General features: G+C 64.3%; 11 protein-coding genes. 8 read left to right on the top strand and 3 right to left on the bottom strand.

Annotated features, from left to right (window positions below; genetic code table 11):
• Window positions 1–1,826, bottom strand: a 1,826-nt coding sequence (gene treF, locus PQR42_RS27100) for an alpha,alpha-trehalase TreF (protein ID WP_408494000.1), incomplete at its 3' end; no start/stop codon positions are given.
• Window positions 1,827–2,088: 262 nt separating this feature from the next.
• On the opposite strand from treF, the gene PQR42_RS27095 reads away from it, so the two are divergent.
• The 5 genes from PQR42_RS27095 to PQR42_RS27075 all read left to right on the top strand — a co-directional run bounded on the left by PQR42_RS27095 (window position 2,089) and on the right by PQR42_RS27075 (window position 9,205).
• Window positions 2,089–5,646 (top strand): response regulator, encoded by a 3,558-nt coding sequence (locus tag PQR42_RS27095; RefSeq protein ID WP_408388286.1) that lies wholly within the window; start codon window positions 2,089–2,091, stop codon window positions 5,644–5,646.
• A gap of 18 nt (window positions 5,647–5,664) precedes the next feature.
• Window positions 5,665–6,510 carry a CheR family methyltransferase gene (locus PQR42_RS27090; RefSeq protein WP_408388284.1) on the top strand — a complete coding sequence of 282 codons (846 nt, stop codon included), beginning with the start codon at window positions 5,665–5,667 and terminating at the stop codon, window positions 6,508–6,510.
• Window positions 6,511–6,519: 9 nt separating this feature from the next.
• Window positions 6,520–7,146 (top strand): chemotaxis protein CheB, encoded by a 627-nt coding sequence (locus PQR42_RS27085; protein WP_408493998.1) that lies wholly within the window; start codon window positions 6,520–6,522, stop codon window positions 7,144–7,146.
• 9 nt (window positions 7,147–7,155) lie between these two features.
• Window positions 7,156–8,283 carry a hybrid sensor histidine kinase/response regulator gene (locus PQR42_RS27080; RefSeq protein ID WP_408388282.1) on the top strand — a complete coding sequence of 376 codons (1,128 nt, stop codon included), beginning with the start codon at window positions 7,156–7,158 and terminating at the stop codon, window positions 8,281–8,283.
• A 103-nt stretch (window positions 8,284–8,386) separates the two neighbouring features.
• Window positions 8,387–9,205 carry a helix-turn-helix transcriptional regulator gene (locus PQR42_RS27075; protein ID WP_408207648.1) on the top strand — a complete coding sequence of 273 codons (819 nt, stop codon included), beginning with the start codon at window positions 8,387–8,389 and terminating at the stop codon, window positions 9,203–9,205.
• Window positions 9,206–9,229: 24 nt separating this feature from the next.
• Here the strand turns inward: PQR42_RS27075 and PQR42_RS27070 are convergent, their stop codons facing one another.
• On the bottom strand, window positions 9,230–10,171 hold the full coding sequence (locus PQR42_RS27070; RefSeq protein WP_408388280.1) for a LysR family transcriptional regulator: 942 nt from the start codon (window positions 10,169–10,171) through the stop codon (window positions 9,230–9,232).
• A gap of 346 nt (window positions 10,172–10,517) precedes the next feature.
• Between PQR42_RS27070 and PQR42_RS27065 the strand changes: the two genes are divergently transcribed.
• The 3 genes from PQR42_RS27065 to PQR42_RS27055 all read left to right on the top strand — a co-directional run bounded on the left by PQR42_RS27065 (window position 10,518) and on the right by PQR42_RS27055 (window position 13,644).
• Window positions 10,518–11,717, top strand: coding sequence for an amino acid aminotransferase (locus PQR42_RS27065; protein WP_408207644.1), 1,200 nt, complete (start codon window positions 10,518–10,520; stop codon window positions 11,715–11,717).
• Between the two features lie 147 nt (window positions 11,718–11,864).
• Window positions 11,865–12,656, top strand: a complete 792-nt coding sequence (locus PQR42_RS27060) for a class II aldolase/adducin family protein (protein WP_408207642.1) — start codon at window positions 11,865–11,867, stop codon at window positions 12,654–12,656.
• A gap of 4 nt (window positions 12,657–12,660) precedes the next feature.
• Window positions 12,661–13,644: a 2-dehydropantoate 2-reductase gene (locus PQR42_RS27055; protein WP_408388278.1), complete on the top strand. Its 984-nt coding sequence runs from the start codon at window positions 12,661–12,663 to the stop codon at window positions 13,642–13,644.
• Between the two features lie 57 nt (window positions 13,645–13,701).
• Here the strand turns inward: PQR42_RS27055 and PQR42_RS27050 are convergent, their stop codons facing one another.
• Complete coding sequence (locus tag PQR42_RS27050; protein ID WP_408207638.1) at window positions 13,702–13,893, bottom strand: hypothetical protein; 192 nt, start codon at window positions 13,891–13,893, stop codon at window positions 13,702–13,704.
• Window positions 13,894–13,909: the final 16 nt, after the last annotated feature.

Below are 13,909 nucleotides of genomic sequence, written 5' to 3'. Positions count from 1 at the left end.
AAAGACACCGGAAACGATAACCCCCGGGCCCCACCCCCCCTTTGCTTTTTCTGGGGGGGGGGGCCGGGGTACCCCGCGCCCCCCGACACGCCCGCCGGACCTTCGGGAATATCGTTAGGACGCGAGGCTTGCACCGTCTGCGGATACAGCACGAGCAACGCGCGCAGCACGCCGTTGGTCCAGCCGAAACCATCCTGCAGCGGATACTCGCCGCCACCCGCCGAAACGCCGGGTGTGGCCGCGTCGATATCGTATTTCTCGACGAGCTTGCCCGTGTGCTGGTAGTACGACACATTAGTCTTGATCCATCGTGTCGCGATGGTTTGCGCGAGCGCCGCTTCGCTATAACGCCGCAAGCCGATCACCGCCAGATACTGCAAGGGCGCCCAGCCATTCGGCGCGTCCCACTGCTGGCCCGTCGCTGCTTGCGTGGTGGCGAGTCCGCCCGGGCGCAGCAATTCGCGCTGCAACGTAGCGGCGACCGTTTTCGCCTGCTGACGGCTGGCTATCCCCGTATACAACGGATAGACCGTCGCGGCAGTGAGCTTGTGCGTGAGCGTGTGATGCACGAAGTCGTAGTCGCCGAATGCCTGCAACTGCGGGTCCCACAGCAGGCGGCGAATGGCTTCGGCGCGCGAGGCTGCGCGCTGCTCCATATTTTCCGCATGCGTGACGTCGCCGCGCAGACGATAGGCCTTGGCCAGCGTGCGCTCCAGATCCGCCAGCAGGCAATTCAGATCGACGGGCACGAGCGAGGTCACGTCCACGGTGGCGAGCGTCTTGCCGTCCGCAAACCAGCGTGAGCTGAAATCCCAGCCGGTTTCGCCGCCTGCGCGCAGATTGCGCCAGAGATCCGCGGAATCGCGTTGCGGGGTCTGCTGCGCGGTGAGGACGTCTTCGCGATACGACTCGTCGCGCGGGGTGGCGCGTTCGTCCCAATAGCGGTTGAGCAACGTGCCGTCGGGCATGCGCACCACATGCCGGTTCGCGTGGCCGGCGGGCAGGCCATCGCTGCCGTCCATCCAGTAGGCGTACTCGCGCTGCAACTCGGGCAGATACTGCGCATAGACGGCGTCGCCATCCTTGTCGGCGACGAGTCGCACCATCTGCGCGAAGAACGGCGGCTGCGAGCGGCTCAGGTAGTAGGTGCGATTGCCGTTCGGAATATGGCCATACCGGTCGATCAGGGTTGCGAAGTTCTTCAGTTCGTCGACGACCAGCGCATGCTGTCCGCTCTGTTCGAGGCCGAGCATGATGAAGTACGAGTCCCAGTAGTAGATCTCGTCGAAGCGGTCGCCCGGCACGATATACGCGTACGGCAGCGGCAGCAGCGAGGACCACGGGCTCGCGGTCGCATCCGGCTCGCGGCGCAGCACGTTCCAGAGCGTATCGATATGGCTCACGACGTCCTGATTCGGATCGGACACATAGGCCTTTGCCGTGCGCGTGGGCAACGTGAAGTTGTGCTTCACGAAGTCGGCAAGATTGAAGTTGGGCTGTTGCTTCGCGGTGGCGTACGCGGCCGCGATCTGCGCGGGCGCCGAAAGCGGCACCATGTCCGCGAAAGTTTTGCTGTCGGGATAGAGATGCGCGAGCTGCACATCGCGATAGAGCGTCGGGTATTGCTCGGACGGCGGGATAGGCACGACCGGCGAAGCTTGCGTGGGCGCCTCGACGTGCACGGTGGCGGCCACGATGCCGCCGTGTGCCGCGGGCGGCTCGGCCACCTGCGCCGCGCCGCCCAACGAGGCATGCCACACGAGCGCGGCGGCGAGGGCGATACGCAAGGGCGCGCGGGAGAAATCGGTGAAGGCGTGAGAAGGCATTGGCTACCGGAAGAAAGTGGACGGCGATCGGATGATCGAAGAGCGGATCAGCATTTCCTCGCACGATTGACCCGCGTGAGTGGCGCAAAGTTGCGTGAGTCGGCCACAGCCCCGTCCAGCAAGCCTGAACCGCTTACGTGCGCCTCAAAAACACACCCCATCCTGTATGATTACGCGCGTCGCATCGCGACAAAATGAATCACGCGAAACACCCGAAAAATATTCCGAATCGACTCGATTCACCACGCCGAAGACAGAAAAAATGACCGCATCCCAGGCCGTCGACCAGAATCGTTTTCGCAGCATCATTCGCCGCAATATTGCCTTGCCTCTGGGTGTCGGCCTGGTCACGATGGCCGTCTTCGTTGGACTGATCGCTTATCTGGTCTCGACCATGAACTGGGCCGAGCACTCCGAGCGCGTGATCGGCCAGGCCAATGAAATGCTGCGTCTCGCGGTCGACCGCGAGACCTCGATGCGAGGCTTCCTGATCACGGGTGACGAGAGCTTCCTCACGCCTTATGAAACCGGCGGCCCGCGCTTCAAGACGCAGATCGAGGCCTTGCAGGAGATGGTCTCCGACAACCCGCCGCAAGTCGAAAAGCTCAAGCAGATCGAGGCGATCCAGCAACGCTGGAGCCGTTTCGCTGAAGAGATAATCGACGCGCGCCGTCGCAATCAGAACTTCGAGGCCGCCGTGGCGAGCGGGCGCGGCAAGATCGAATTCGACGAAACGCGCCGTGAATTTGGGGATTTTCTCGACGTCGAGTTGCGGCTACGTCAGGAGCGCAGTGAAGCGACACGCCGTGTCACCACCACGCTGGTGAGCGTGTTCCTGCTCTTCAGCCTGAGCGTTAGCGGCCTGCTCGCGTGGATGGGCCGCCGCGAATTGATGAGCCTGTCGACCACGTACGACGGCGCGCTACGCCAGCAGGCCGAACAGACCGAGATGCTGCAAGGACAAGTGTGGTTGCGCTCGGGGCAGCGCCTGCTTGCGGAAAAGGTGGTCGGTCAGGCGACCTCGCCGCTGGTGGGCCGCGCGATGCTCGATTTTCTCGCGCAGTATCTGGACGCCGCCGTGGCCGCGCTCTACGTGCGCGACAGGCAGCACGGAGCGTTACGGCGCATCGCGACATACGGTTTCAGCCGCGAAAGCGAGCAGGCCAGCGCGCGCAATTTTGCCGAAGGCGAGACGCTGATCGGCCAGGCGGCTCTCGCGCGCCGCACGCTGATCTTGCGCGATGTGCCGGCGAATTACGTGCAGGTAGTCTCCGCGACCGGCAGCAGCGCGCCGAGGAACCTGCTCATCATGCCGATCGAAAACGACGGCGAGGTCAACGGCGTCGTCGAACTGGGCTTCATGCGCGAGTTGACGGCGCGCGACCAGGAGTTCATGGAACTGATCGCCAACGGCATGGGCGACTTTGTCGAAGCCGCGTTGTATCGCGAGCGTCTGCAGGACGCGCTGGCTGAAACGCAGCAGTTGAACGAAGAACTGCAGGTGCAGCAGGAAGAATTGCGCGTCTCCAATGAAGGACTCGAAGAGCGCGGCCGCGCGCTGATGGAATCGCAAACGCGGCTCGAAGCGCAGCAGGCCGAACTCGAACAGACCAACGTGCAACTGGAAGAATATGCACAGCGTCTCGAACGGCAGAAGTCCGACTTGCTGCGTGCGCAGGACGACCTCGCGGCCAACGCGGCGCGCCTCGAGCAGTCGAGCCGCTACAAGTCCGAGTTCCTTGCCAACATGTCGCACGAACTGCGCACGCCGCTGAACAGTTCACTGATTCTCGCCAAGCTGCTGCAGCAGAACCGCACCGGCAATCTGACGGAAGAGCAGGTGCGCTACGCGGAAACGATTCATGCTTCCAACAGCGACCTGCTGGTACTGATCAACGACATTCTCGACCTGTCGAAGGTCGAAGCCGGCCAGGTCACGGTCGATCTCGAAACGGTGTCGATCGACGCGACCCTGCAGGCGCTCGAGGAACTGTTCAGGCCGATGGCCAGCGCCAAGCATTTGCGTCTCGCGTTCGACCGCTCGCCGGGCACGCCGGATACCTTCATCACTGACGGCCAGCGCGTCACGCAGATTCTGCGCAACCTGCTTTCGAACGCGGTGAAGTTCACCGAACGCGGCGAGGTGGCGCTCTCGGTGGCGCCGGCCGAAGGCGACATGCTGCGTATCGATGTGCGCGACTCCGGCATCGGCATCGCGGCCGACAAGCTGGACATGATCTTCGAGGCGTTCCAGCAGGCGGACGGTTCCACCAGCCGTCAATACGGCGGCAGCGGCCTGGGTTTATCGATTTCGCGAGAGTTTTCGCGCTTGCTGGGCGGCCGGATCACCGTGGCCAGCGAAGTCGGCAAGGGCAGTGTGTTCACGCTGTGGTTGCCGCTCGATGCCGAGGCGGCCTTGAGCGCGAATCAGGGTGCGCACCATGCGCCGGCGCTCACCTCGGCGCACGCGCCGGCGGTGGCCGAATCGACGATGGAACCCCTGCTGGTGCGCCCGTCTTCGGGCGGCAGCCAGCCCACGGTGATCACGCCGGCCAATGGCCTGACCAGCGGCTTCAGCAACGGCAACGCACCCGAAACCACCAACGGCCCGATTGCCGACGACCGCGACAGCCGCACGCGCGCCGGTCGTCTGATCGTCGCCGTGGAAGACGATCTCGCCTTCGCCGAAATCCTGCGCGATCTGACCCATGAACTCGATTTCGACTTCGTCCACGCCAGCAGTGCCGCCACCGGTCTCGCCCTCGTGCGCGACATGTGCCCGGCGGCGGTGCTGCTCGACGTCGGCCTGCCTGACCGTTCCGGCTTGACCGTGCTGGAGTGGCTGAAGAACGATCCGCTCACGCGTCATATTCCGATCCACATCGTCTCGGCGACCGATCACGCCGACAAGGCGCTGCACCTCGGCGCCATCGGCTATACGCTCAAGCCGACCGCGCGCGGCACGATGGAAGCCGCGATCCGCCGCCTCGAAGCGCGTCTGCAGCAGCGCCTCAAGCGCGTGCTGGTGATCGAGGACGACGCGCCGATGCGCGAAAGCATCCGCGCGCTTCTGCAAAGCGAGAATACCGAGATTGTTGCAGTCGCAACCTTGGCCGAAGCGCTGGAGTATCTGGGGAAATTCAGCTTCGACTGCGTGGTGACCGATCTCGCGCTGCCCGATGGCACCGGCTACGATCTGCTCGAACGGCTCGCCGCGAACACCGCGCATGCCGCGTTGCCGGTCATTGTCTACACGGGCCGCATGCTGTCCGACGAGGAAGAGCACCGCCTGCGCCGCTATTCGAAATCGATCATCATCAAGGGCGCGAAGTCGCCCGAACGCCTGCTCGACGAAGTGACGCTGTTCCTGCATAGCGTGGAGTCGTCGCTCGCGCCCGAGCAGCAGCGCATGCTGCGCACGGTGCGTCAGCGCGACAATGCCTTCGAGGGTCGCACGATCCTGCTGGCGGAAGACGACGTCCGCAATATTTTCGCGCTCTCGCACGTGCTGGAGCCGCTCGGTGCGAAACTGCAGATTGCGCGCAACGGCCGTGAAGCACTCGAGGCGCTGGAAAACGGTCCCGAAGTGCATCTGATCCTGATGGACATCATGATGCCGGAGATGGACGGTTTGACCGCGATGGGCGAGATTCGCCGCAATCCGCGCTTTGCTCATCTGCCGATCATCGCGCTGACGGCGAAGGCCATGGCGAACGACCGCACGCGCTGCCTCGAAGCCGGCGCGGACGACTACGTCTCGAAGCCGATCGACGTGGACAAGCTGGTCGCGCTGTGCCGCGTCTGGTTGCGGCAACGGTAGCAGGAACACGGGAACACAATGAGCCAGTCCGAATTCGACGCGCCGCAACGCATCAGCGACTTCGACATCGAGTTGAAGCTGCTGCTGGAGGCGGTTTACCTCAAGTATCAGCACGACTTCCGGCACTATGCGATGTCGTCGCTGCGGCGCCGCCTGTCGCAGGCGCTCGAGGAATTCGGGCTGAAGACGCTGTCGCAGTTGCAGGACCGCATCATGCGCAACGGCGACGAGTTTTCGCGGCTGTTCCAGTACCTCACGGTCCAGGTCAGCGAGATGTTCCGCGACCCGTCGTATTTCCTCGCGCTGCGCGAACATGTGCTGCCGCGTCTGCGCACCTATCCGTCGATCAAGGTGTGGGTGGCGGGATGCAGCACGGGCGAGGAACTCTGGTCGCTGAAAATCCTCTTCGACGAGGAAGGCCTGACCGAGCGCACGCTGTTCTACGCGACCGACATCAACCCGGACGCGCTCGCGCGCGCCGAGTCCGGCATCTATGCGCTGGACCGGATTCAGGGCTTCACGCAGAACTATCTGGCGGCCGGCGGCAAGCGTTCGCTGTCCGACTACTATCATGCGGCGTATGGCGGCGCGCGCTTTGCGGGCTCGCTGAAAGAGCGCGTGGTGTTCGCCGACCACAGCCTGTCCACCGACGAAGTCTTTCTCGAAGCGCATCTGGTGTCGTGCCGCAACGTGCTGATCTATTTCGATCGCGGCTTGCAGGATCGCGCGCTGGGTTTGTTCGAGAACGCGCTCGTGCGGCGGGGTTTTCTGGGCTTGGGCAGCAAGGAAAGTTTGCGTTTTTCCCGTCATTACGAAGCGTTCGACGAATTCCGTCCGAGCGAACGCATTTATCAGAAGCGCTAGCACGCTCACATGCTACGCTCAACTGTCCAGCCAGCCGTCGATTCCGAACCGCGTGCCGAAGCGGCGCGCGGCTATGAGCTCGTCGTGATCGGCGGCTCGGCGGGCGGCATCGAAGTGCTGAACGTGCTGCTCGGCGCGCTGCCCGCTGACTTCGCGCCGGCGGTGATGATCGTCACGCACCTGCCACCCGATCCGCCGAGCTATCTGGTGGATGCGTTCGCGCATCGCTGCGCGTTGCCAGTGCTCGAGCCCGATGCGGGCGAACGCATCATGCCGGGCCGCGTGCACATTGCGCCGCCGGGCTATCACATGCTGGTGGAGGTGGACCGCACCGTGGCGCTGTCGACCGACGCCGCCGTGCGCTTTTCGCGTCCCTCGATCGACGTGCTGTTCGAGTCGGCGGCCGCCGTGTATGGCGAACGCCTGCTGGCGCTGCTGCTATCCGGCGCCAACGACGACGGCGCGCAAGGCCTGAAGCGCGTGCGCGCGTTCGGTGGCACGGCGTGGGTGCAGGCGCCGGACACCGCTGCTTCCCCCGAGATGCCGCGCGCCGCGATTGAACGCGGCGTGGCGGATTTTATTTACACTCCCGAAACCATGGCCCGGCGGCTTGCCGCATTGCCGGCCTCTTTCTGACCCGATGCCATGACGAACTCACCTGTGAACATTCTGATCGTCGACGACATCGTCCACAACATCACGGCGCTCGAAGCCTTGCTGGCGCGGCCGGATCTCGCCGTGCTGGTGGCCGACTCGGGCACGGCGGCGCTCGACCTGTTGCTCAAGCACGAAGTCGCGCTGGCGATTCTCGACGTCAACATGCCCGGCATGAACGGCTTCGAGCTGGCCGCGCTGATGCGTGGCAGCCCGCGCACCTCGCACGTGCCGATCATCTTTCTGACGGCAACCGCGCAGGATGCGTCGCGCACGTTCCGCGGTTACGAAGCCGGCGCGGTCGACTTTCTCTACAAGCCGTTCGATCCACGGATTCTGCAATCCAAGGTCGATGTGTTCGTGCAGCTCGAACAGCAGAAGCGCCAACTCGCGGCGCAGCTCGTCACCACGCGGCAGATACTCGAAGCCAACGAGATGCTGATGGCGGTGCTGAGTCACGATCTGCGCACGCCGCTTGGCGCCGTGCTGGCGTCGGCGGAATATCTGATGCGCACGGCGGCCGATGAACAGTCGGTGACGGTGGCCGCGCGCGTGAAGAACAGTTCGCTGCGCATGGCGCGCATGGTCGACCAGTTGCTCAATCTCGCGCGTTTGCAGGGCGGGCGCCTGCCGTTGCAACCACGCTCGATCGAACTGGCGACGCTATGCCGGTCGGTGATCGACGAATTCGCGTCGCGCGAGAACGGCAAGCAGATCGTGTTCGCGAGCCATGGCAATACATCGGGCGCGTGGGACACGGACCTGGTCTGGCAGGCCGTGTCGAATCTGGTGAGCAATGCACTGCATCATGGCGCGCCGGGCGGCGATATCGGCGTCGAGGTGGATGGCGACGCGGTCGAGTCCGTGCGTCTGAAGGTCGCCAATCGCGGCACGATTCCGGCCGAGGTGTTTCCGCATCTGTTCAAGGCGTTCGGCCCGAACAACAGCGGTGCGCGCTCGCGCGAAGGGCTGGGGCTCGGGCTGCATATCGTGCAGGAAATCGCACGGATGCACGGGGGCAATGTCAGCGTGCATTCCGACGAGGTAATAGGCACGATCTTCACGATCGAGTTGCCGAGAATGGTGACGTTCCAGCGCGGGTCGTTTACGGGCAAGTAAGCGCGGTTGCCGACGCGGTGAACGGGCGGTGAAAACGGACCGCACGTTGCGCTGTGCTACGCTTGGCAGACCGAACCCCCAGCACGGCGACCCGACTTCTATCATGCGTTCCTGGCGCATCTCTCCCCCGCACCGCAGCGAACAGATCAGCACCTTGCGCGCGACCGAGCTCGTCATGTCGATATCGCACGCGGATGCCGACGCGCTCGCCGCCAGCATCCTTAGAACGGTCGGCGATACGCTGCCTGTCTCGCAGTGCACCATCTTCGCCTATGAATTCGACGCGAGGCCACGCACGGTGTCCGCCGCCGACCATCGCGGCGGCCGCTTCCTGCGCGACGTCGCCGATCGCTACGCCACGCATTTCTATGCGCTCGACGGCAATCGCGCGATTATCGGCCGCCCGCATGAAAAACCGGCACGCGACGCGTTGGTGCTGCACCAGCAGCAAAGCGAAGAAATCGAAAACGAAGCTTATCGCGCGGCCTGCTACGCGCAGCCGAACGTGTCCGACCGGCTATCGCTGCTCGTGCAGCCGATGGAAAGCGTCTGGCTGTCGATCAATCTGTATCGTGACCGCGCCTATGGCGTGTTTCAGCCGGGTGAGCTGGAACGCGTGGAAAGCCTCGCGCACCTGTTCGCGCACGCGGCGAAGAGTCATTACGCGCTGAACGGGCAGCATCAGCAGGGTTCGGCGGCCGCGATGCTGGCGCGGGTCAGACGCGCTTGCCCGGCACTCACGCCGCGCGAGCTCGATGTGCTGCGCGGCACGCTCGAAGGCGCCAGCGCCGCCGAAATCGCCATGCAAATGGGCGTTAAACCTGCCAGCGTGGTCACGTACCAAAAGCGCGCTTACGCGCGGCTTGGCATCTCGAGCCAGCGCCAGTTGTTCGCGCTGTGCATGGTGCCCGAACGAGCCTGAGCCGACGGGCTCAGCAGTCGCCCATCACGCACGCTTGACCCGCACGTCGGCCTGCGTCTCGCGATCCCAGCGCTTCAGCCACGGCATGATGAAATCCGCGAAACCGTCGGCGGGCGGCGACAATGCGCGCTCAGTGGAGCGATATACGCACACCTCGCGGATCGTTTCGGGATCGACGATGCGCTTCATCACCAGCCCGAAGGTCCGCGCGAGAGGCGCGACATAGGCGGGCGCGAGCGTCACGGCCAGCCCTTGTGCGGCGAGGCCGAACGCCGTCGTGACGTTGTCCACCACGTCCACCGGAATGATGCGCGCTTCCGCCGGCAGATTGGCCAGCATTTGACCGACCGCGCGTTCGTGGTCGCGGCCGGTGGCGACGATCGGCACCTCGCGCAAATGCGGCCACAGCACGCGGCGGCGCGCGTTCAACGGATGGGTCGGCGCGCACCACATCACCCACGGGCTCGCGAACGCCGGATCGCAACGCACGCGTGTGCCGCTTTGCCGGTCCGGGCCGATCGCGAGGTCCACGTCGCCGCTTTCCACGCGTTCCACGAGTTGCTCGACCACGGTGTCGCAAATGCGCACGACCACCTTCGGCTTGTCGCGCGCATATTCGGCGATCGCCGCGGGCAGCGCGGTCGCCGCCAGCACCAGCGGCGCGCCGATCCGCACGATGCCGGCGGCGCGGTTGCGGATATCGTCGGCGGATTGCGCGGCGGCGCGCACATGGCGCAGCACCGATTCCGCCGACGATAGAAAATCCTGCCCCGCGCTCGACAGATTCACGCGACGCGTGGTCCGGTCGAAGAGGCGAAAGCCGAGTTCCGTTTCGAGGTCGGCCAGCAACTGGCTGACCGCCGACGAAGTCAGGCCGAGCCGGTCCGCCGCCGCGCCGATGCTATGCAAATCGACGATGGCGAGAAACGCTTCGAACTGACGGATGGTGACGCGCGTGAGTGGCATTCGGCGATTCTAAAGAAAAACTAACGAATCGTGAAAATCGATTGATTGTGCGCCGTGCGCCATGCGCGGAGACTTCTCCTAATCGACGCGCCTGGCGAAACCCGCTTAGACTTCCGTCTCGCTCTGTCGACCAGAGTTAGCGCTTTGGCGCTTACTCTGGTCCCATGCAAAGCTGTCGACCAGAGTTAGCGCTTTGAGCGCGTTTCTCTGGTCCCATGCAAGATGATTGCTGTCTGAGCCAGGCCGGCACGCAAGCCGGTCCCAGCCGGGCTGTCATTACACGACACCGAGCGCCACATCAGGCGCCACACCGAGGCCGCAGCGCGGCCGTATTCAAGGAATTGCCATGTTCGACCATATTCCCGCGTATCCAGGCGACCCGATTCTGAGCCTGAACGAAGATTTTCAACTCGACCCGCGCACCAACAAGGTCAATCTGAGCATCGGCATCTATTTCGACGACGCCGGCAAGCTGCCGGTGATGGACGCCGTGCGCCGCGCCGAAACCGCGCTGCTCGATTCGATCGGCCCGCGCTCGTATCTGCCGATGGCCGGCTTGCCACTCTATCGCGACGCGGCGCAGGCCCTCGTATTCGGCGCGGACAGCGAGGCGCGCAAGGCGGGCCGGATCGCGACGCTGCAAACCATCGGCGGATCGGGCGCGCTCAAGGTCGGCGCCGATTTCCTGAAGCGCTATTTCCCGGCCTCGCAGATCTGGATCAGCGATCCGAGTTGGGAAAACCATCGCGTCGTGTTCGAAGGCGCGGGGCTGACGGTCAACACCTATCCGTATTACGACGAACACACCGGCGGCTTGCGGTTCGCCGACATGATCGAGACGATCGGCCGCTTGCCGGAACAGAGCGTCGTGCTGCTGCACGCGTGCTGCCACAACCCGACCGGCGTCGATCTGAGCCCGGCGCAATGGGCCGAGCTGGTGCCGGTCTTGCAGCGTCGCAAGCTGATCGCGTTCGTCGATATGGCTTACCAGGGGTTCGGCGCCGGTCTGGAAGAAGACGCCGCTTGTGTGCGTCTGCTGGCCGACGCGGGCATTCCGTTGATCGCCGCGAATTCGTTCTCGAAGAATTTCTCGCTGTACGGCGAGCGTGTCGGCGCGTTGAGCGTCGTCTGCAAGAGCGCGGAAGAGGCGGGCCGTGTGCTCGGCCAATTGATGTCGACGGTGCGTGCGAACTACAGCAATCCGCCGACGCATGGCGCGCGGCTCGTCGCCAACGTGCTCGCGGATGCGTCGTTGCGCGCTTCGTGGGAAGCGGAACTCGCCACCATGCGCGAGCGGATTCTCGCCATGCGCGGAACGATTCACGCCGGACTCGCGGGCCGTGTGGATGAAGTGATGCGCGCGCGCTACGTCGCGCAGCGCGGCATGTTCACCTATACGGGTTTGAGCGAAAGCCAGGTGGAGCGCCTGCGCAGCGAATACGCGGTGTATGTGCTGCGCTCCGGGCGCATGTGCGTGGCCGGTCTGAACGAACGCAACGCGGAGTATGTGGCGGCGTCGATCGCGGCCGTGGTGGCGGGCGTGTGAGCGCGTTTTTTCGATCAACAGAACGATAACAGCAACGATCTTGCATGGGATCGGAGTAAGCGCCAAAGCGTCAACTCTGGTCGACAGCTTTGCATGGGACCAGAGTAAGCGCTAAAGCGCTAACTCTGGTCGACAAAGGAGACCTAGATGACCACCCTCGACATACAGGCGCCGAGCGCGCCGAAGGCCCTCGTGATGCATCCGGACGAATGGCACGCGCGCGTGCAACTCGCGGCGTGCTATCGGATCTTCGATATGCTCGGCTGGACCGAGATGATCTACAACCACATCACGTTGCGCGTCCCCGCCAGCGTGAGCGGCGGCGAGCGGCAGTTCCTCATCAATCCGTTCGGGTTGCACTACAGCGAAGTGACCGCGAGCAACCTCGTGAAGATCGATGCGCAGGGACGCGTGCTCGATCACTCTCCGTATCCGGTGAATCCGGCCGGCTTCGTCGTGCATGCGGCGATTCATGAAGGCTTGCCCGACGCGCACTGCGTGATGCACACGCATACCACGGCAGGCGTCGCCGTCGCCTGTCTGGAAGACGGTCTGCAGCAGACCAACTTCTACAGCGCGCAATTGCACGACCGCATTGCATATCACGACTTCGAGGGCATCACGGTGCACGCGGAAGAAGGTCCGCGCCTGCTCGAACATATCGGCGACCGGCAGGCGGTGATCTTGCGCAATCATGGCCTGCTTGCGTGGGGCCACACGTTGCCGCAAACTTTCGCGGTCCTGTGGACGCTCAACCGAGCCTGCGAGATCCAGATGGCGACGTTTGCGATGGGCCGCGCGCGGCCGGTGCCGGAAGATGTCGCGATTCGCTGCTCGCGCGACGCGCTGCAGTTCGACCCGCGTCACGGCGCGGGACAGGACGTGTTCGACGCGTTGGTGCGGCGAGTGGACCGCATCGACGCCAGTTACAAGGATTGAAACGATGAAAGTAGCTATCTATGGCGCAGGCGCGATCGGCGGCTGGATGGGTGTGAAGCTCGCGCAGGCCGGCCACGGCGTGAGCGTGGTGGCGCGCGGCGCGACGCTGAACGCGCTGCGCGAGCACGGCTTGCGTCTGATCGAAGGCGGCGTGACGCATGCCGTGAAGGTGAATGCGAGCGACAAGCCCGCGGAGCTCGGCGTGCAGGATCTCGTCGTGGTCGCCGTCAAGGGACCGGCGATGGCGTCGGTCGCCGCGCAGATCGCGCCGCTGCTTGGTGCGCAAACGATCGTGCTGACCGCGATGAACGGTGTGCCCTGGTGGTTTTGCGAGGGGCTCGGCGCGGACTTCGCCGGCAAGCGCCTGAAGTCGATCGATCCCGACGGCGCGATTGCCGCCTCGATTCCGTCCGCGCAGACGGTGGGCTGCGTGGTGCACGCCAGTTGCCTCGTCGAAGCGCCGGGCGTCATCCGGCATCATCAGGGCAATGGGCTGATTATCGGCGAGGCGTCGGGGCAGGCGAGCGAACGCGTCGCGGCGCTCACGGCCACGCTTGCGGCGGCCGGTTTCAATGCGTCGATGTCGGCGCAGATCCAGCGCGACGTCTGGTACAAGCTGTGGGGCAATATGACGATGAATCCGATCAGCGCCATCACCGGCGCGACCACCGACCGGATTCTCAGCGACGAGCTGGCGCGCAACTTCGTGACGAGCATCATGCTGGAGGCAAAGGAAATCGGCGCGCGCTTCGGCATTCCGATCGACCAGGAGCCGGCGGATCGCCACGAGGTCACGCTGAAACTCGGCGCGATGAAAACCTCGATGCTGCAGGATGTGCAAGCGGGTAAAGCGGTCGAACTCGACGCGCTGGTCGCCGCGGTGCGCGAACTGGGACAACTGACGCGCGTAGCCACGCCGTACACGGATGCATTGCTCGGTCTCGCGCGTTTGCATGCGAGCACGCTGGGTTTGTATCCGAAGCAGTGACACTTGCCTCAAGGAAAAGCCGCCGCGCCACGTGAGGCGCGGCGGCTTTTTTGCGCCTTATGCCGTCACCGCGGTCGAAGCCGGCAGCCGTGCCGCTTCGATCAACGACAACGCGCGCCGCGGGTCGTCGAGTTCGGTCAGGCACAGCATCGCGAGGCGCGCCAGATACAACGGCGCCTGAGCTTCGCCTTCGTTCGTGAGGGTCTTGCAGAGCGTCGTGTAGACGAGGTCGAGATCGCTATCGGTCATGAGGTGGGTCTCCTTT

This window comes from Paraburkholderia sediminicola (assembly GCF_046027355.1).
In the GTDB taxonomy this organism is placed as follows: Bacteria; Pseudomonadota; Gammaproteobacteria; order Burkholderiales; family Burkholderiaceae; genus Paraburkholderia; species Paraburkholderia sediminicola_B.
Note: the sequence above shows the minus strand (reverse complement) of the source record. Positions and strands in the feature narration are given on the sequence as shown.